General features: G+C 45.6%; 18 protein-coding genes and 2 tRNA genes. 15 read left to right on the top strand and 5 right to left on the bottom strand.

Annotated features, from left to right (window positions below; genetic code table 11):
* Position 1: 1 nt before the first annotated feature.
* From JW881_09725 to JW881_09735, 3 genes are all read right to left on the bottom strand, one after another.
* Positions 2 to 2,224: a hypothetical protein gene (locus JW881_09725; protein MBN1697782.1), complete on the bottom strand. Its 2,223-nt coding sequence runs from the start codon at positions 2,222 to 2,224 to the stop codon at positions 2 to 4.
* A 9-nt stretch (positions 2,225 to 2,233) separates the two neighbouring features.
* Positions 2,234 to 2,749 (bottom strand): prepilin peptidase, encoded by a 516-nt coding sequence (locus JW881_09730; GenBank protein ID MBN1697783.1) that lies wholly within the window; start codon positions 2,747 to 2,749, stop codon positions 2,234 to 2,236.
* Between the two features lie 277 nt (positions 2,750 to 3,026).
* Positions 3,027 to 3,296, bottom strand: a complete 270-nt coding sequence (locus tag JW881_09735; GenBank protein ID MBN1697784.1) for a hypothetical protein — start codon at positions 3,294 to 3,296, stop codon at positions 3,027 to 3,029.
* Positions 3,297 to 3,682: 386 nt separating this feature from the next.
* Here JW881_09735 and def point away from each other — a divergent pair, with 386 nt between their 5' ends.
* The 4 genes from def to JW881_09755 all read left to right on the top strand — a co-directional run bounded on the left by def (position 3,683) and on the right by JW881_09755 (position 6,321).
* A complete protein-coding gene (gene def / locus JW881_09740) occupies positions 3,683 to 4,171 on the top strand; it encodes a peptide deformylase (GenBank protein ID MBN1697785.1) in 489 nt (162 codons plus the stop codon).
* On the top strand, positions 4,171 to 5,121 hold the full coding sequence (fmt, locus tag JW881_09745; GenBank protein MBN1697786.1) for a methionyl-tRNA formyltransferase: 951 nt from the start codon (positions 4,171 to 4,173) through the stop codon (positions 5,119 to 5,121). Before def ends, fmt begins: the two co-directional genes overlap by 1 nt.
* Positions 5,114 to 6,208 (top strand): PASTA domain-containing protein, encoded by a 1,095-nt coding sequence (locus JW881_09750; GenBank protein MBN1697787.1) that lies wholly within the window; start codon positions 5,114 to 5,116, stop codon positions 6,206 to 6,208. Before fmt ends, JW881_09750 begins: the two co-directional genes overlap by 8 nt.
* Before the next feature lie 41 nt (positions 6,209 to 6,249).
* Positions 6,250 to 6,321 (top strand) — tRNA-Gly (locus JW881_09755).
* A 174-nt stretch (positions 6,322 to 6,495) separates the two neighbouring features.
* Here JW881_09755 and JW881_09760 read toward each other — a convergent pair.
* Positions 6,496 to 6,567 (bottom strand) — tRNA-Gly (locus tag JW881_09760).
* A 300-nt stretch (positions 6,568 to 6,867) separates the two neighbouring features.
* Between JW881_09760 and JW881_09765 the strand changes: the two genes are divergently transcribed.
* Positions 6,868 to 7,095, top strand: coding sequence for a DUF3276 family protein (locus JW881_09765; protein MBN1697788.1), 228 nt, complete (start codon positions 6,868 to 6,870; stop codon positions 7,093 to 7,095).
* On the opposite strand, the gene JW881_09770 is transcribed toward JW881_09765, so the two are convergent.
* Entirely contained in the window at positions 7,079 to 7,636 is a 558-nt protein-coding gene (locus JW881_09770; GenBank protein ID MBN1697789.1) for a ribonuclease HII, read from the bottom strand. The two genes, JW881_09765 and JW881_09770, sit on opposite strands and share 17 nt — an antisense overlap.
* Positions 7,637 to 7,788: 152 nt before the next feature.
* Here JW881_09770 and JW881_09775 point away from each other — a divergent pair, with 152 nt between their 5' ends.
* The 10 genes from JW881_09775 (at position 7,789) to JW881_09820 (ending at position 17,896) form a co-directional block, all read left to right on the top strand.
* The gene (locus JW881_09775) at positions 7,789 to 10,593 is read left to right on the top strand and encodes an AAA family ATPase (GenBank protein MBN1697790.1); all 2,805 of its coding nucleotides are present in this window, start codon (positions 7,789 to 7,791) and stop codon (positions 10,591 to 10,593) included.
* Positions 10,593 to 10,985: a hypothetical protein gene (locus JW881_09780; GenBank protein MBN1697791.1), complete on the top strand. Its 393-nt coding sequence runs from the start codon at positions 10,593 to 10,595 to the stop codon at positions 10,983 to 10,985. The genes JW881_09775 and JW881_09780 overlap by 1 nt, the downstream gene beginning before the upstream one ends.
* A gap of 110 nt (positions 10,986 to 11,095) precedes the next feature.
* The gene (locus tag JW881_09785) at positions 11,096 to 12,583 is read left to right on the top strand and encodes a hypothetical protein (GenBank protein MBN1697792.1); all 1,488 of its coding nucleotides are present in this window, start codon (positions 11,096 to 11,098) and stop codon (positions 12,581 to 12,583) included.
* 220 nt (positions 12,584 to 12,803) lie between these two features.
* Positions 12,804 to 14,138, top strand: a complete 1,335-nt coding sequence (gene ffh, locus JW881_09790; protein MBN1697793.1) for a signal recognition particle protein — start codon at positions 12,804 to 12,806, stop codon at positions 14,136 to 14,138.
* Positions 14,139 to 14,440: 302 nt separating this feature from the next.
* On the top strand, positions 14,441 to 14,692 hold the full coding sequence (rpsP, locus tag JW881_09795; GenBank protein ID MBN1697794.1) for a 30S ribosomal protein S16: 252 nt from the start codon (positions 14,441 to 14,443) through the stop codon (positions 14,690 to 14,692).
* 27 nt (positions 14,693 to 14,719) lie between these two features.
* Positions 14,720 to 14,953: a KH domain-containing protein gene (locus JW881_09800; GenBank protein ID MBN1697795.1), complete on the top strand. Its 234-nt coding sequence runs from the start codon at positions 14,720 to 14,722 to the stop codon at positions 14,951 to 14,953.
* Positions 14,953 to 15,456, top strand: a complete 504-nt coding sequence (gene rimM, locus JW881_09805; GenBank protein ID MBN1697796.1) for a 16S rRNA processing protein RimM — start codon at positions 14,953 to 14,955, stop codon at positions 15,454 to 15,456. Before JW881_09800 ends, rimM begins: the two co-directional genes overlap by 1 nt.
* Positions 15,453 to 16,208 carry a tRNA (guanosine(37)-N1)-methyltransferase TrmD gene (gene trmD, locus JW881_09810; GenBank protein MBN1697797.1) on the top strand — a complete coding sequence of 252 codons (756 nt, stop codon included), beginning with the start codon at positions 15,453 to 15,455 and terminating at the stop codon, positions 16,206 to 16,208. The genes rimM and trmD overlap by 4 nt, the downstream gene beginning before the upstream one ends.
* Complete coding sequence (rplS, locus tag JW881_09815) at positions 16,180 to 16,665, top strand: 50S ribosomal protein L19 (protein MBN1697798.1); 486 nt, start codon at positions 16,180 to 16,182, stop codon at positions 16,663 to 16,665. The genes trmD and rplS overlap by 29 nt, the downstream gene beginning before the upstream one ends.
* A 226-nt stretch (positions 16,666 to 16,891) precedes the next feature.
* On the top strand, positions 16,892 to 17,896 hold the full coding sequence (locus JW881_09820) for a hypothetical protein (protein ID MBN1697799.1): 1,005 nt from the start codon (positions 16,892 to 16,894) through the stop codon (positions 17,894 to 17,896).
* Positions 17,897 to 17,918 lie beyond the last annotated feature (22 nt).

Here is a 17,918-nt window from a genome sequence, read left to right on the forward strand (position 1 = left end):
ATTATATGCCTTCTTGCGCGTGAAAGTAGCGTTCGTAGAGTTTCTTTAACCTCCTGCCCGTGTCCGCCAGTTCCTCTTTCGTATAGATGATATGGGGAAGAATATACACGACGATTTCGCTTTTCGTCGTCGATTCTGTCTTGCGTTGAAAGAGGAGTCCGATAAGGGGAATATCTCCCAGAATCGGGAATTTTTCGATTTTCGACGTCGCATTTTCCCTGATAAGCCCGCCGATCTTGATCGGATCGCCCGACGAGGTGCGGGATGTGGTGCTGATGATTTTATCGAAGGTGGTGCCGAGATCGAGCGCGTCCGATCCGGCAGACCCCTGGCTTGCGATCGTCACGTCCACGTCCATCGTGATCATGCCGTCGCCCGAAGCCCATCCCTCGATCGTGATCTTGAATCCGGTTTCGATCGAACGCGTCGGGCCGCTGGTGGTGGTTTCCGTCGTTCCGCTTACCGTGCTTGTTTCGGGCACGATATAGCGGTATACCTCGGTGTCGCTCAGGTTGACCTTTTCACCGGAAAGGGCGTAGAGGGTCGTATCCGTGATGACCTTTGCATTGTCCGTCGTCAAAGCCCAGTTCAGATACACGGCCCAGGTCCCTCCCAGGACCCACGGAATATCGAAATTGACGGAGAGGAGGTTTCCGATATTCCCCGAAAAGGGAGCGGAGGCATTTTCGTTGGCCGTCGCCTTGTAGGTGATTTTTGTCGTGTCCCCCTGCTGCCAGTTCATGCCTTCGTTATCGGTGTAGGAGATCGCGAAAACATGATAGGCGATCTGCGGCACGGGCTGGTCGAAAATCGTCAGGTCCTTTTTGAAGGCCGAAAGTTTTTCCGGCGAACCTTTGAGGAAGATGATGGAAGGATCCTGCGTGATAATGATATCCTCCTTCGAAATGGAAGGGGGCGGATTTTTCACAAGGTCTTCCGATTTTATATATTTGAGTTTTATCTCCGCAGCCGGCGGCGGCTTGTCGACCGTGGCCATGAATCTGTCCAGCAGGATCTTCCGTTCCGGTGTAAGCGGGATGACCACGGAATTGGTGTCCGGAATCTGGGATATCTTGATGTACTTGTATTCTTCGGGGAGAATCGACTGGAGGTTCTGTGCCTTGATGAAATTGAGGTCGTAACGGTAATACTGCGTCTGGGTCATGGGAAGATCGATTTCACGGATAAAATCGGCAATCGCATCGATTTCATCCCTGCTCCCGTTCAATATGACCATGTTGTTGTTCGTGTCGATCCGGTAAAACCTGCTCGAGCCTAAATCCGGGGGGAGAAGCCGCTGGAGGTCCTGGGCGGTAATATACCTCAGTTCGATAATCATCGTGTCCTTGAGTTTTTTGAGGATATCGCGCTGCGCGATCTCGAAGATATAGTAGACATTGTTGACCAGCTTGAAATCGGCGTTTCCCTGTTCGCAGAGAATACGGAGCATCTCGTTAAAGGTTTTGTTGGCAAACCGGAGGGGGGCGTCGATCATCGTATCCCGCTGGAAAAGAAGCTGGTATTCCGCCCCTTCCATTTTGAAGATGTTTTCAAGTAATTCGAAAAAGCGTTTTCTGCTGACATTGATGGTATACCGGCCCTTGTCATCCTTTTTAAACCCTTCCGGTATACGTGAGAAATCTCCGGGCTGGGGAGTCGGTGGGGGCGGTGTCGCCAGCATCATGACGTGGTAGTAATCCGGGTAGACGATGAGTTTATGCGATTCTTCGATGGGCTTGAGAACGAGTTCGAGCAGGGCCTTGACCTTGATATTTTTCTGGTGAACCGAAAGGGTGATCACCGGAATGGTGTCGGTGAGGATCGTTTTCCTGATTTCACGTGATATTGCTTTGAGCAGGAGGTTGAGAGCCACATCCTCGGCGTCGATCTGTGTGACGACATCGATATCCGGATTGAAATCGACCCGGATTCGCGAGACATAGTATATCCCGTTTTCGATCTTGAGATACATCTTGTAGGTCTGTAAGAAGACATTCAATGCATCCTCCCATTCGATATCGATAAACGAGAAGGATGCCACACCATAGATGGTTTCATCAGGGACGATTGATTTCTTGCCGATTCCACCCAGCGCCAGGAGTATATCCGTAATCGGCTGGTTATAAAAGTGGAGTTCCTTGATTTTTTCCGCATACAGTGCAGGTGTTCCCATGATGACGAGGAGAAGTATTACGGGAACCGTTCGTTTTGTCATCGATCTCATATTCACTCCTTATCCATTATAAAGACCCGCGAAAATGTCGTTCAGGACCGGAAGGTCTTTGAAAACCGACAGGTCTTTGAAGACATCAAGGTCTTTTAAAACGAAAGAGACAACCCCCCCGGCAGCAAGAAACGGTGCAAAGGGTATTCCCTCTTCCTTTTTTATTTTTTTCATGCGTAATAATATCATACCGGTCACAAGACCGGAAAACGAGGCAATGAAAAGCGCGAAAAACCAACCGGCGGCGCCAAGAACCAGCGCAATCATACCGGAAAGCTTCGCGTCACCCAGGCCGATTTTCCCGCCGGTGACAAACCAGAGTATCCAGATGAATAAAAAACCGATCGCGATATCAAGAAGAAACCAGAAAGAAAAATCACACCGGAATAGAAACCGTGTAAGAAGGAGAAGGCAAAACCCCGGAATAATATAGATATCGGGAATTTTTTTTTCTCTTATGTCGTGCAAAACGATGGGAATGAGAAAACCGATCAGGATAAACAATTCTAGCCATCGTGTTGTCATGCTATTCTTCATTTCCTTGCGTTATATTGCGCCCTCTTTTCTAAGGGTATTACGAATCCCGGTAAATGTCAATAATCTATCATACCGATTGTGATCGATCGGGAATCCTGGGAATGGCGATAATTGTAGCGAAGGTTCCGTCTTCAAACACTGCCGCCCGGGGTCTGTCCCCGGCTTCTCACGCATACGTGTCATGGCGGCCACTCACGGGCTATGTATCGATATAATGGGAACTTACAATTCGGTATATACATATTCTGACGAAAACGAAGCCGTTTTACTTTTTTTTGTCGATTTTCTCCCTGTGTAATTCGCAAAGACGGTAAAGTTTTTTTGTTTTGGGATTTTTTTGCGTTACCTTTGCCGCACAGATGACGCAGAGTCCCTTTTCCCGCCGTTTTCGATACAGACGGGCAAACCGTTCAGAACCGGACGCCTTGTATTTACTGATTTGAACTCTCAATCCCTTATATAGATAGGTTCCGATTGCAGTTTCATCACCGTTTTTAAGATTGTCTGCAATTTTTCCAAGTTGTGATACAGTCACTTTTATTGGTTCCATAATCGTAGCTTTAGACCTCCTCTTTCAATAATAAACTCATTTTTTACATAATCTGTATCATAACTCCGTATTATAACAGGTGCGGATGTATCTTTCAACCTTTTCAAACAAAATTTTTTGTAATTTATTTATAGCCGTCACGGCAACCGGACTCACCCCGAGACGGAAAGAAATCCGAAAACAAAGCGATGGTTGAAAGAAGCGCGGCTGACCGCTTCGGCCGTATCTTCAACTCAGCATCAGGCGAATCGTCATGTGCGAAGTCGTGCAGGAGGGTTCTCGAAAAGAATAAATTCCGGCCGGGAAAGTCTTGACCGTGAAGTCCGAACGGTTGATTAAGTTTCATGTTTTGTGTACTATTATCAACAACTATGTCTGCGATTATTACATTAGGAGATGAACGGCTTAAAAAACCTTCAGTGTCTGTTTCGGAATTTGATGAAGAAATACGCAACCTCATAGACGATATGTTTGAAATAATGGCAAAGGGAAAGGGTATAGGCCTGGCGTCCGTCCAGATCGGGCTGATGAGGCGCCTGTTTGTCTGTCATATTCCGCGTGATGTGCCGCGGATTTTCATTAATCCCGAGATTATTGAAACATCGATGGAGCAGATCGACTATGAAGAGGGATGCCTGAGTATTCCGGGTATTAATTCCGATGTGATTCGTCCGATGTATATCAAAATACAGGCGTGGAACGAAAAAGGACGGCCGTTTACCATAGAGGCGGAAGGACTTCTTGCACGCGTGATTCAACACGAACTCGATCATGTGAACGGTATTTTATTTATCGATCGGCTTGAAAAAGAAAAAAAGGAAAAGCTGATAAAAGAATATTGGAAGAAAGCCGGAGTCTGATGCGGATATTTTTCGCGGGAACACCTCAATTTTCCGTCCCTTCGCTCGAGAGATTAACCAGCTCAGGACATACCGTCTGCGGGGTGCTGACCGCGCCGGATAAAATGGCGGGCAGGGGGAACACCGTCGTTTCTTCACCGGTAAAAAGGTTCGGGCTTTCAAAAGGACTTACCGTCTTGACTCCGATGAAACTCGATGAGGATTTTATCGAGAGTGTCCGTACCCTCAAGCCGGATATACTGGTCGTTGCCGCCTATGGAAAAATTTTCAAAAAGGAGTTTCTCGATGTTTTCCCCAAAGGGGGTATCAATCTACATCCGTCACTCCTCCCCCGGCACCGGGGACCCGCGCCGATACCGGCGACGATTATCGCGGGAGATCCCACGGGCGGAATCACCGTTCAGAAGATCGCCCTGAAAATGGACAGCGGCGATATTTTCCTTCAGAAGGAGGTGCCGCTTGAGGGAACCGAAACGGCCATGGAGCTTGAAGGTCTTTTTTCACAAAAAGGCTCGCGGATGCTTATTTCCGTTATCGATGAAATCGAAGCCGGGACAGCCTCCTCATATGTTCAGGACTCAGAAAAAGCCACCTACTGCGGGCTTATAAAAAAGGAAGACGGCAGAGTTTCATGGGAGGAACCCGCGTCTCTCATCGAACGAAAGATACGCGCTTATTTTCCATGGCCGCTGGCCTTTACAACTTTTCACGGACAGCATCTTGTCATAACCCGCGCAAATATTGTACATAGAGAAGAGGGGAAAGAACGGATGAAACCGGGTTATATCCTGGGCTGGGATAAAAATGCGGGCATCCTCGTACAAACCGGGAAGGGAATCCTCGGTTTGTTAAGATTGCAGCTGCAATCGAAGAAAGAAATGGATTTTCTTTCGTTTCTCAATGGCCATCGGGATATGGTAAACGATTATCTTGGAGAAGCAGATGTATAGAATTCTGGAAAAAATTAAACAAATCCTGCCCAATCAGCGGGATGATCAGGAAACAAAGTTTTTCAAGCTGACGGTTTTTCTCATTATCGGTCTTTTTTTTATTATGGTTTTTATGAGTGTCATCATTTTTTTTGCCAACCTGAGGGGGAACGAAAATGTCTCTGTCCCGAATGTCACCTCCTCGGAAAACGATAAAGTGGATCTCATCGATGCGATCGCCCGGCTTCAGGATAAAGGATTAAATGTGCGAATACAGGAAAAGCATACATCCGAATACAGCCGCGGGATCGTTATCGGGCAAAATTACAAGCCGGGGAAAAACGTGAAAATCGGCAGAACAGTCACCCTTGTCGTCAGCAAGGGACCCGTTATCAAACAGATTGAAGACTACACGGGAAAAACTCTGGGCTGGCTGAGGTATGAATTGCTGCAGGCATTCGCTTCGGATGAAATGGCGCTGCTTCAAATAAGGGAACCCGTTATGTATGTGTACGATGAGGCCACGAACGGAACCATTCTCGAACAGAATCCGAAAGAGGGAACACCCCTTTATGAGAACAGGGTCACCTATATCGATCTGGTCGTCAGCAAGGGTCCGAAGGGGCAGGAAGTGATTGCCGAAAAGTATATCGGAAAGCGGTATCAGGATGCCATAAAGCTGCTGGCGGGCAGGAATATACCCTTTTTGTTTGAAATAGAAAAGGAAAGGAACGAATATAAGGAAGGAATCGTCGCCACCCAGAATCCGGAGCCCGATAAGGAAATACCGCTGATGGTACCGATGCGATTAACGGTAAATGAAATCACGGCACTCGAAGATGATGAAGTGTTTGATATTTTCAATTACATAATCGACGATTATCCTGTGCCGGTGACCGTCAAGGTGATCGCGCGGTACATGGGCGAAGAAATGGAACTCCTTTCGATAAAACACGACGGGGGGAAGATATCCTTTCCGTATCGATTAAAATCAGGTACTGAAATCATCGTCTATATCCTTGACAAGGAAGTGAACAAATATCTTGTTGAAAAAGAAGGATTGACGGAACTCGAGGAGAGCGGCGATGAATATATCATTTCCGATTGACAAACCTGATTTCCTGTGATAGGAATAGACACAGGATACCGGCGAGCGTCGTATAATGGTTATTACCCGAGCTTCCCAAGCTCGTGACGGGAGTTCGATTCTCCTCGCTCGCTGATATGACCCCTGTCGATCAACGGGGGTTTTTTACTCCTTGTACCACAAGGATTAATATAAAGGCCGCTTTACAAAAGCGGCTTTTTTTATGGTGCGCCCGGCAGGGCGCACCATAAAAAAAGCCCCCTTGTGGGGGACTCTTAATAGTTCCTTGCCCTGTAAGGCTTCAGGAAAGCGCCCGATGGGAATCGAACCCACATCACAAGCTTGGAAGGCTTGGGTAATAGCCGTTATACGACAGGCGCATATTGGTATATGCTGAACATCCTTCAACCGGACGGCCTCGATCGGCACGGATTATTGATATATAATCGCGTTTACACAACGGCTGCGCTATACACTCATGGGGCCGCTGATTAAGAAAATTAATATGTTCATTCGATACTAATGCACAAATTTATTCTTTGTCAAGAGCTTGATGAATATTTTTTTTTTCGTTATAGTTCTGGCTGGTGCATTTCGGCACCGTCACTATCCCGTTTATTAATTGAAAAAAAAAACGATCGATAGCCGGGAAAAACGATTTTTGAGAAAGGTAACGACCTATGGGACTCAGGGGAGAGATTTATTCGGAGAGAGCAAGTTCAGGGAAAAGGACGTATTTTTTTAATGTCAAGGAAAACCGTCACGGAGATGTTTTCCTCAATATCGTCGAGAGCAAAAAAAATACAAATAACGATTTTGAGCGGTATTCTCTTATCGTCTTTGAGGAAGATCTCGATGTCTTTCTTGAAGGATTTAAAAAAGCAGTCAAGTTTATTCGGGAGCGTTGATGGCAAAACTCCTGCGGTGTATCGGTGACAATCCATGGATTTTCACCATGAGGCGATGCCGTTTTGTCGGATATCCCTTATGTTTTTCAAACTCATAGACTGATTCGATACGTGAATACCGTTCCATCCATCTGTCCCTGAGGGTTTTTGCCACGATTGATGCGGCCATTATTTCCGGGATAACGGTATCGCCTTTTTTTATTGCTTCACAGGGATACCCGCACACCGGCGTGAACAGACCATCGACCAGAATCCTTTCAGGGACGACCGGAAGGCGGTCGATCGCCCTTTTCATTGCAAGAAGGACTGATCTGTGAATATTGAGCCGGTCGATCTCAAAAGGCCATACCCAGCCTGTTGTCCATGCGATTGCCCGTTCGCGGATGATGAGAAAAACCTCTTTTCTTTTTTCCGGAAGGATTTTTTTGGAATCGTCGAGGATTTCAACAGGAAATCCGTGAGGCAGGATCACCGCCCCGGCGGTCACCGGTCCTGCAATCGGTCCCCTTCCGGCCTCATCGATACCGCATACGTACTTCATTTTATGATATACTCCTTCGCGTATAGTATCATAAAAATAACGATCTTCAATATTTTTTTTAATTTTCCTCACGAATCGACCGGGATGATTGACTTTTCCCGTATCGAGGTGGTACAATCCGTCTCAATGCAGATTGATACTGGGAGCGGGCAGTGTTTTTAAAATCAATAGAAATTTTCGGATTCAAGTCTTTCCCTGAAAAAATAAAACTCAATTTTCCCAGGGGTATTTCCGCCCTCATCGGCCCGAACGGGTGCGGCAAGAGTAATGTTGTGGATTCGCTTAAATGGGTCTTCGGCGAGCAATCGACAAAAACCCTCAGGGCATCCCGGATGGAAGATATTATTTTCAATGGGACGGAAACGAGAAAAGCCCTTAATGTCGCTGAAGTTGAGGTAACGATGGTTAATGAGAGCGGGCTGCTCCCCCTCGATTTGCCGGAAATTTCGATCAGGAGAAGACTTTTCAGGTCGGGAGAGAGCGAATACTACGTGAACAACAGACTCGTCAAACTCAAAGAATTGAAGGAACTTTTTTACGATACGGGAATCGGAAAATCGGCGTATTCCATCATGGAACAGGGAAGAATAGACCAGATTTTATCCAATAAACCGGAAGAAAGGCGATATGTCTTTGAGGAAGCGGCGGGTATTACGAAATACAAGATACGCGGTCAGGAAGCGGAGCGAAAACTCGAGAAAACGGAGGAAAATATAAGGCAGGCGGAGACGATTCTTCAGGAAGTGAAGCGGAGTTATGATACGCTTTCGGTGCAGGCTGGGAAGACGGAAATGTACAGGAAATTGCGTGATGAACAGTTCAATCTCGATATAAAACTTCGGTTGCTCAAACTGCGGTCGCTCCTTGAGGAACGTGATAATCGAGATAAAAGCCTCGACGAGGAAATCGAAAAACGGCGAAGGTTCCAGGAAGAAATCGACGGACTCAATGCTTCCATGGAAAAAAGCATCGATCTGGTCAATACGATGGAGTCCAAACTCATCGATCATCAAAAAACAGTCTACGGCCTCAATATCGAAAAGACAAACAAGGAAAGCCAGATCAAACTCCTCAAGGACAGAATCTCGGAACTGGAACGGAAAATAGAGTTCGATAAATCACGTGAAGCTGTGTGCAATGAAAAAATTAAGGACCTGAAGGAAGACGGTGAAAAGAAACGGCACGCCCTTGCGGAACTCGACAAACAGATAAGGGAGATTGAGAAAAACATTGCGGACTTTTCGAGGGATATCGCACATTTTTCCGAAAAAATACACATTAATGACGAAGAAATCGTTCAGAAGGAAAACGACAATATTCGGGCAGAAAAGGAAATCAAGGTATTGAATAATGCCCTGCGGGAGATTACGGAAGACATTGTCACACAACTCGATCAGCGCCTCAAAGAAACAGGTTATTCTTTCAGGGAACAGAAAAAATCGGAGGAATCGATTGACGGGATCATCAATACCCTTAAAATTCAGCTGGAAGGCAAATCTTCTATTCTTGCCGATGTCGGTTCTTTTGACGAGATAAAAACCGGTGATATCGAGCGGGTACTCAAAAACACACACGCATTGCTTGAGGACCTTAAGGAAAAGGTGGCACAGCTCGCCGGGTATTTTCAGCAGTATAAGAAAGCGGCACCGTCCTTTATCGACGAGTTTCTTTCACCCGAAGGCATTATCACAAAAAAGCGTGATATCGATCGAAAACTCACGGCGCTGCACGATACTGTCTCCGGTAATAATAAAAGGGCGCAGGAAATCAAACTAGAAAACCGGGAAATGGGAAAGAAGATAGAGGAGTACAGGAAAACACTCGAGAATCTCAATATCAACAAGGCGCGGATGCAGACACAGAAATCGGGATATGAAAATGACATTCAAAGAATACTTCGCGATACGGCTGAACAGGAGCATTTATTAAAGGAAAACCAGCTGGCGGTAAAGGAATCGATTAAAAGTCTCGAAGTGATAAATGCAACGATCGTTCAACGCGAAACGGAAAAACGGGAGCTTGAACAAAAAGAACAATCGCTGGCACGGGAACTGAAGGATCTCGAGCAGAATATCAGTAGCAAGAACTCGAACCTCGCGACGAACGAAAAGAAACTCAAAGACAAAATGAATGTCCTTCTATCAATTCAGTCCAGGATTGAAAAAGTACAGATGAGTGTCGCGGAAATCAATGTCGAGATAAAAAATGTCTATGATAATTTTAACGAGCAATATTCACGTGATCTCGGCGATTATGAATCGCAGATACATGAAATAACCGGAACCCAGAAAGAGTTACGGGACCTGATTACGAATTGCAGGGATGAAATCAAAAAGTGCGGTCAGGTGAATCTTATGGCACCCGAAGAGTATCAGGAGGTAAAGGAGCGGTATGATTTTCTCGTAAGCCAGATCGGTGACCTGAAAAAAGCCCGCGAGGACCTGAACAGAATCACCCATGAAATCAGGACGGAATCATCGGAACTATTTCTCAATACCTATAACCAGGTGAGAAAGAACTTTCACATGATGTTCAGGCGCCTGTTCGGCGGCGGAAGGGCGGAACTCAAACTCACCGACCCCGACAATGTGCTTGAGTCCGGGATCGAAATCATGGTACAGCCGCCCGGAAAAAATCTCGAGAGTATCGAACTGCTTTCCGGTGGGGAGCGTTCGCTGACCGGTGTATCGCTGCTTTTTGCTACCTATATGGTGAAGCCGTCGCCGTTCTGCATCCTTGATGAAATAGATGCCGCACTCGATGAGGAAAACGTCAACCGGTTCGTCGGCTTATTACGGGAGTTTTCCAATAAATCCCAGTTTATCATCATCACGCATAATAAAAAAACGATATCGGGTACGGAGGCGTTGTTCGGAATAACGATGGAAGAAGCCGGCGTTTCAAAAATTATTACCGTCCGGTTGAAAGAAAGTGAAAAACAGGAGACCTACGCATAATGTTCGTATCGGTTGAAGATTTTTTCAGGAAATACAAACAAAAGATCATCATCGGGATCATCGGATGTCTGCTGCTTTCCTTTTTTGTTCCTTTTACAATCGCGTTGATTGCACGGGCAGGCATGCAGCGGGATATACCGGAAGCGTCAATTGACGCGGCGGCGAATACGGAAGCGGAGAGAAGGCGGTTTTCCATATCGGATTTATTCCTGGATGATCGGACCGGTAATGTCTTCAGCGGTCCGTCGTATTCACTTTTGAGGAAGCCACAGGATAGCTGGAACAGGGAACAGGTCGATGCATATTTCATCCGGCCCGAGACAATACTTATTGAGGTTTTCTCGGAATATAACGATAACTATATTAAGGAGTTCTTTAACACGATCGATTAGCAGGGCCGCTTAAACCGGACGTTTTCGTACGCCGGTAAATCGGGTCCGTGATCTTTTTCAGGTACCGTTTATTCACTTCGCAAAAGCATGACGACAAAAGGGAGGGGATTATGCTTTATCATACCAATGTGAATACAGGTTTTATCTTCATTATATGTTTTCTCATACTTTCATATCTTTTTTCATGTCAGAGCATTAATGCACCGACAAAGAATCGGCCGGAATCCAAATTTGTTGCCGGCGGGGAATCTCCCGCATCCGGGGAGACGGGAGATGAATCCATGGCGGATATGGTGCCCCCGGTTGAAGAAGATTCGCGTTCTCAATCCGCGGGAGACGGGGAAGACGACCGTAATAACCGTCGCGATGGTGTACGGGAAATCGCCGGGATTGATCGTGAGACGGAGGATGAAACGGAGATCGTTTCGGAAGGAGACGTTTATGAATATCAGGGTTTTCCGTCTCAGGATGAGGCCGATGTCACGCTTTCCCTAATGATGCCCGAGATAAGGCTGAAACCCGTCGAAGATAAGAAAGAATCAACGCCTGAAAAGAAAGAAGTTATTGCCGGGACGGCTGTTGAGAAAAATATAACGAAGAAAGAGACAAAAGCGGAAAATAACGCGGTAAAAAGGAAAGATGAAAATAAAAAGAAACCCCGTATCAAGCCGGTGGTCGACAAAAAAAACCAAAAAGAGGAATCGGTCGAACCGGTAAAGGAGATAACGGCCCGGCCCGGTGACGATATCGAGATTTCACTGAATAAAATAGGGTGGATTTTCCACGGTTATGAGAAAAACAGCGATGCAGGTTGTTTCAAACTCATTTCAAAGCAGACAGGATACGGGGAAACCCTTTTTCTGTTCAGGGCGCTAAAGCCATGCATTATGGTCCTCCGATTTTCGCTGCAGGACAATTATTCCGGGATAGAGCAGCAGGAAACCGTACGGGTGCATGTGACTGACGATACGGAAGTGGCGTCCGGAATGAACGATACGTCGGATTTTTATACACAGAGCAATCGTGCCGAAGCGTTGTATGAAGCGGGGAAATATGATGCCGCCCTTGAGGAATACCTTTCACGCTATACCGACGGTTCTTCCTTTCTCAATGACAGGATCGCCGAACTCTATGCATTGCTGGGTGATGATGAAAAGGCCGCCGGTTACTGGGAAAAAAATATCGATGACGAGCAGGAGTTTGGAGAAAATGCCGTCAGACAATTATTCCGGATCGCGGTAAAACGGAAAAACGCTTCGGATATTGCGCGGCTGCTTGAGGAAATTTTTCGTTTCAGACCTCTTCCCCCGGTCGATCATATGATAACGGCAATGGAAGTTTTTACGAAATCGAATGATGCCGGGGTTGCCGTTGCATCGCTTGAAAAATATCTCGATCAGTATGACGATCAAACGGGAAAAGATTATCTTTATTACATGCTGGCGGGTTTTTATGAACGTTCCGGGGCGATGAGGGATTTGAAGTACTCGCGGTATTATTATGAAAAAGTATGTGATGAGTTTCCCTCAAGTCCGTGGGCACTCCCTGCCGCCGAACGGGTCATGTACCTGAACAGGCATTTTTTCTTTGTTCAATAGGATCGTGAAAAGGATACTTTTCATACGTGATGAGGATGAGCGAAAAAACGGCGTGATACGTAAGCCCGCGATATAGATTCACCCCCTCCCGAATGAGTATATTATACCAATAATATGGCGGACTCATGTTGACACGATGATGTTTTTCGATTATAAAGATAAATTCGAACAAGCACATGCATCGCTGGTAATAAAAGGAGTAGACAGGTAAGGGAGTATCATGATCGAAGGCCTGAGTAAAAAACTCACTGATATTGTGAGACAGATTTCGGGAAAAGCGCATATTTCGGAAGCGAATATAAGGGATGCAATCAATGAAATAAAGATAGCCCTGCTTGAAGCGGACGTCAATCTCCGCGTCGTACGGCGGTTTATCAACAGCACGACGGAAGAAGCCCTCGGAGAAACGGTGTTCAAGACGGTCACTCCCGGCGATCAGTTTATCAAGATCGTCCATGACAAACTAGTAAGCCTTCTGGGTGATCAGAAGCAGGATTTGAAACTGAAGGGCCCGGATACCAGGTCCGTTATTCTCCTTCTCGGACTTCAGGGATCGGGGAAGACAACCACTGCCGCGAAACTCGGGGTGTTTTTAAAAAAAAAGGGAAGGAACTGTTTGCTGGTCGCCGCAGATCTCATCCGGCCGGCCGCCGTCGAACAGTTATCGGTCCTCGGCCGGCAGGCTGGAATAGATGTGTTTCGGGAAGAGAAAAAAAATTCCCTTGATGTTGTCAAACACGCCCTGAAACATGCTGAAAAAAATCAGTTTGATACGGTGATCATTGATACGACCGGACGGCTGCAGATCGACGAAATGATGATGAAAGAGATCAAGGCGCTGAAACAGTATGCCAAACCGGATGAATTGCTTCTTGTCGCGGACGCCATGACCGGGCAGAACGCTGTCGATATCGCAAAAGAGTTCGACGGGCAGCTCGATCTATCCGGTGTGATTTTAAGCAAGTTCGATTCGGACACACGGGGCGGGGCCGCTTTTTCCATAAAAAGCATTACCGGTAAACCGATCAAATTCATTGGTGTCGGAGAAAAGCAGGATGATCTTGAGCAATTCTATCCGGACAGGATCGCCTCCCGGATACTGGGAATGGGAGATATTGTCACCCTTGTCGAAAAAGCCCAGGAAACCATACAGATCGAAGAGGCGGAAGCCCTTAAACGAAAAATCGAAGACAAGACCTTCGATCTTGAAGATTATCTTGAACAATTCAAGAAGATGAGGAAAATGGGGAGTATCGGGGCTCTCCTTGAGATGATACCCGGTATGAAGGGCCAGATTAATGAGGATGCAATCGATGAACGGGATCTGCGACATCAGGAAGCGATTATCCTTTCCATGACCCATTCGGAAAGGAAAAATTACAGAATCATCGGGCCTTCACGGAAAACGAGAATTGCGAAGGGGAGTGGAACCTCTGTATTCAAGGTGAACAAACTTCTCAAGCAATTCGAGAAAACAAGGCTTGTGATGAAAAAGATGGGTAGAAAGAAATATCAGGAGCAGATGATGTCACGATTGGGGGGTTTTCAGGGATAATCGGTTTGACAATGCTCAGACATATGATATAATGGCGCCTACACTGCGCGAACGCGGAACTATGGCTGTTCAAGTATCGAAAAAAGCTATATTTGCGGTTAAGGAGGAAGGATAGTAACCCGGTAATGATAGTGCCGGGAAAAATAAAGATACCTTGTTACCTGTCTCTCCCGTGAAGAGGAGAAATAGTCAAACAAAAAGCTTAGTCGGACAATGAATTTATTTCCATGAACATATGACATATCGTATGAAAACTGGAAGAGAAACCAATAGATGTATACTTATTAGAAAAGGAGGATTGAGTGGCAGTCAGAATCAGACTCAAACGATTAGGCACAATTAAACGTCCTTATTTCAGAATTGTGGTGATGGATTCGCGTGCTCCACGTGACGGTAAAATACTCGAGGAAGTCGGTTTTTACCATCCGATCGAAACAGAAGAAAAACAGATCACCATAAAAGAAGAAAGGATTCGCGATTGGCTTAATAAGGGTGCAAAAACATCAAATACGGTAAGGCGGCTCTTGAACAAAAAGCAAATTTATATTAAATAAATCATTTACGTGAGAAAGGAGTATACTGTGGAAAAGGATCTTGTTGAATACATCGCAAAGTCACTGGTCGATCACCCGGATAATGTCGAGGTGAATGTTGTTGAAGGAGAGAAGTCGACAATTCTGGAACTCAAGGTTGCACAGGAAGATATCGGTAAAGTCATTGGAAAGAGCGGAAGAATCGCGCGGGCTATCAGAACGATATTAAGCGCTGCTGCTGCAAAAACGGAAAAAAGGGTAGTTCTGGAAATACTTGATTGATGGAGAGACTCGCCGCAGGTATTATCCTGACAAGCTTCGGACTACACGGGGAATTGAAAGTAAAAAGCCTTTCAGGTGAAACGGATCACTTCTTTCGGATGAAAGAGGTTTTTATAAAGCAGGGAGAGAATTCCCTCCGGTTTCAGGTAGAGGGAATCAGGAAAAAGAGCGGGGATATCGTTATTTTAAAGCTTTGCGGCATTGATACCCCTGAAGACGGCAAGCGGTATCGCGGCAGGGAACTATGGGTCTCACGAGAATATGCTTGTCCTGTTTATGAGGATGAATATTATTATGGAGATTTATGCACATGCACCGTCATCCATAATGATCGTGAAATCGGGAAGGTTATTTCTGTTTTTGAGACGGGTTTGTCGCATGTGCTTGAAGTCGCAGACATTAATGGCGTTATCGTACATATCCCCTTCACAAACAGGGTTGTCGGGGAGGTAAATATCAGGGAAAACAAGATATTCCTGATGAAGGAAGCTGAAATAGATTGATATTTCATGTATTAACGCTTTTTCCTGAAGCATTTTCCGGTTTTCTCGCCAGTTCGATACTGGGAAAGGCGATAGTGGGTAAATTGCTTGATGTCAACCTTGTCGATATCAGGGATTTCGCTTGCGATAAACACCGAACCTGTGACGACTACACCTATGGCGGAGGACCGGGAATGGTATTAAAACCGGAACCGCTATCCGCCTGTCTTGAGGATGTAGGAAAGGCGGGGAAGAGGATCATTTATCTCACGCCTTCGGGAAAGTTGTTTCATCAGGCATATGCGGAAAATCTGGCCCGTGAAGAAGAGGTAGTCCTTATTTGCGGACGATATGAAACAATCGATCAGAGGATAATCGATCGTTATGTCGATGATGAAATCTCGATCGGAGATTATATTCTGGCATCCGGTGAAACCGCGGCGATGGTGGTAATCGATGCTGTTTCACGGCTGGTCCCCGGTGTGATCAAAAAGGAGTCGTTGGAAGAAGAAAGTTTTACAAAGGGACTCCTTGAATATCCGCAATACACGAGACCGGAGGAGTTTTTGGGAATCAGGGTGCCGGAGGTGCTTCTTTCCGGCCACCATGAGAATATAAGAAAGTGGCGGCTGAAAAAAAGTCTCGAAAAGACTTTACACAACAGGCCGGAACTTATTGAAGAGAGAGACCTGACAGAGGAAGAAAAAGAGTTTCTTAGAGATCTTCAAGGAGAAGGAGAAGACAATGGATGTGATGAAAGCGATCCAAAATGAACAGATAAAAGATAGAAAGGACATCTTCAGCATCGGTGATACGGTAAAAGTCCATTTCAAAATTATTGAGGGAAAAACAGAGCGTATTCAGATGTTTGAAGGAGTTTGTATCGCAAAAAAGGGAAGCGGTGTCAGCAAGACCTTTACGGTAAGGAAAATTTCGTATGGTGTCGGGGTAGAAAGAATATTTCCACTCAATTCACCAAAAATAGAGAAGATTGAGATCATTCGTCGTGGAAAGGTTCGAAGGGCCAAACTATATTATTTGCGCAACAGGATCGGAAAAGCCGCGAAAATTGCAGAACTTCTTGGGAAGAAAAATAAAAAGGTACAGATGACCGTTACCGATGGCGATGATTCGGATGTAACGCCGGAAAAAACGGCGGAAGTGACGGATATCAATATCGCCCCCGAAAGCGTGAAAGACACCTCCGATAAGGAAAAAAATAAATCCTGATACACACGGTTCATGTGATTGACGACATGAGGGCACGAACCCGATGTTAAAAGGATCGGAAAGATCCGCGACCGTCATCGTTCGCGAAGGTTGACAGAATAAAATAGGTATCATCGGGACGAAAAAACCGCATTGTAGTACTCGATACAATTTTAGAGAATGTTCGAATATACCGATTGTAGGATAAAGGGCAGCATAGTCTGTCCGGTCTCAACGGAACATATATATGTATTCGGAAATAAAACCCGTCACCTTGAACATTACGCTCAGGCAGGGCCTGTCAATAAAATCCGGAGAAATTGTAACGGTAAACATTATCAAACAACTTTCTGGAAATAAATGGGCGGTTGGAATCCGCGGAAAAGTATTCCCGGCGTTTTCCGAGTTTTCCCTTACGCCGGGCAAAACGATAAAGGCGGAGGTAATCGCCACGGGCCGTTCGATCAAACTCAAAATAATCACAGAAGAAGCAAGCAGAATTATGGAGTTGATCAAAGGGCAGGGGCTTCCCGACGATTCCCTTTCAAGGGTGATCATTACGAGTCTTCTGAAATCAGGCCTTATGCTCGACAGCACAATCATCGCTAAAATGCGACACTACCTCCAAAGGAAAAAGGACTCATCAGCCAGACTTGCACGGATACTGGCTTCGCTTATCGATAAAAACATCGATATTAGCGGCGAAGGAGTTGAAGCCCTCGTCGATATCATGAGATTCGGTGAAGATGGCGGCAGAAAACATGACAGTAAAAAGGAAAATTTCCATAAAAACGCTGAAAAGCTTAAAGAAGAACTCGAAAAACAGCTTGAGGGTGGCGGAGATCAAGAAAACTGCTTAAAACTGTATAACCATATGAAAGGCTCAAGCCAGACATGGTTTGTGATTCCATACGCGGTAAGGACCGGAAACGAACAATTGACCGGCACAATACGGATTCAATACAATCAGTATCATAAAAAAGTCGAGCGATGCGTCTGTATCGTCAATGACTCGTCTTCGGTTCGATGGAGTTTTTATATCCGGCCTAAAAAAGGGAAAAAACAAATAAATATTTTTTGTAATAATGATGGAAAGCGCATACTATGTGAAAAAAAAATTGACGAATTGCGTGTAAAAGTACGAAATGCGGGAGTTGAAATTGACGATATTATACATAAGGAAGATGAGTTTGATGGATTTTCTCCCGATTGGGAGATTTCTCATTATAAAAAGATCAATACGATGACGTGATATTTTATATGGGATGTGTTAT

This window comes from Spirochaetales bacterium, assembly GCA_016930085.1.
Lineage (GTDB): Bacteria > Spirochaetota > Spirochaetia > SZUA-6 > JAFGRV01 > JAFGHO01.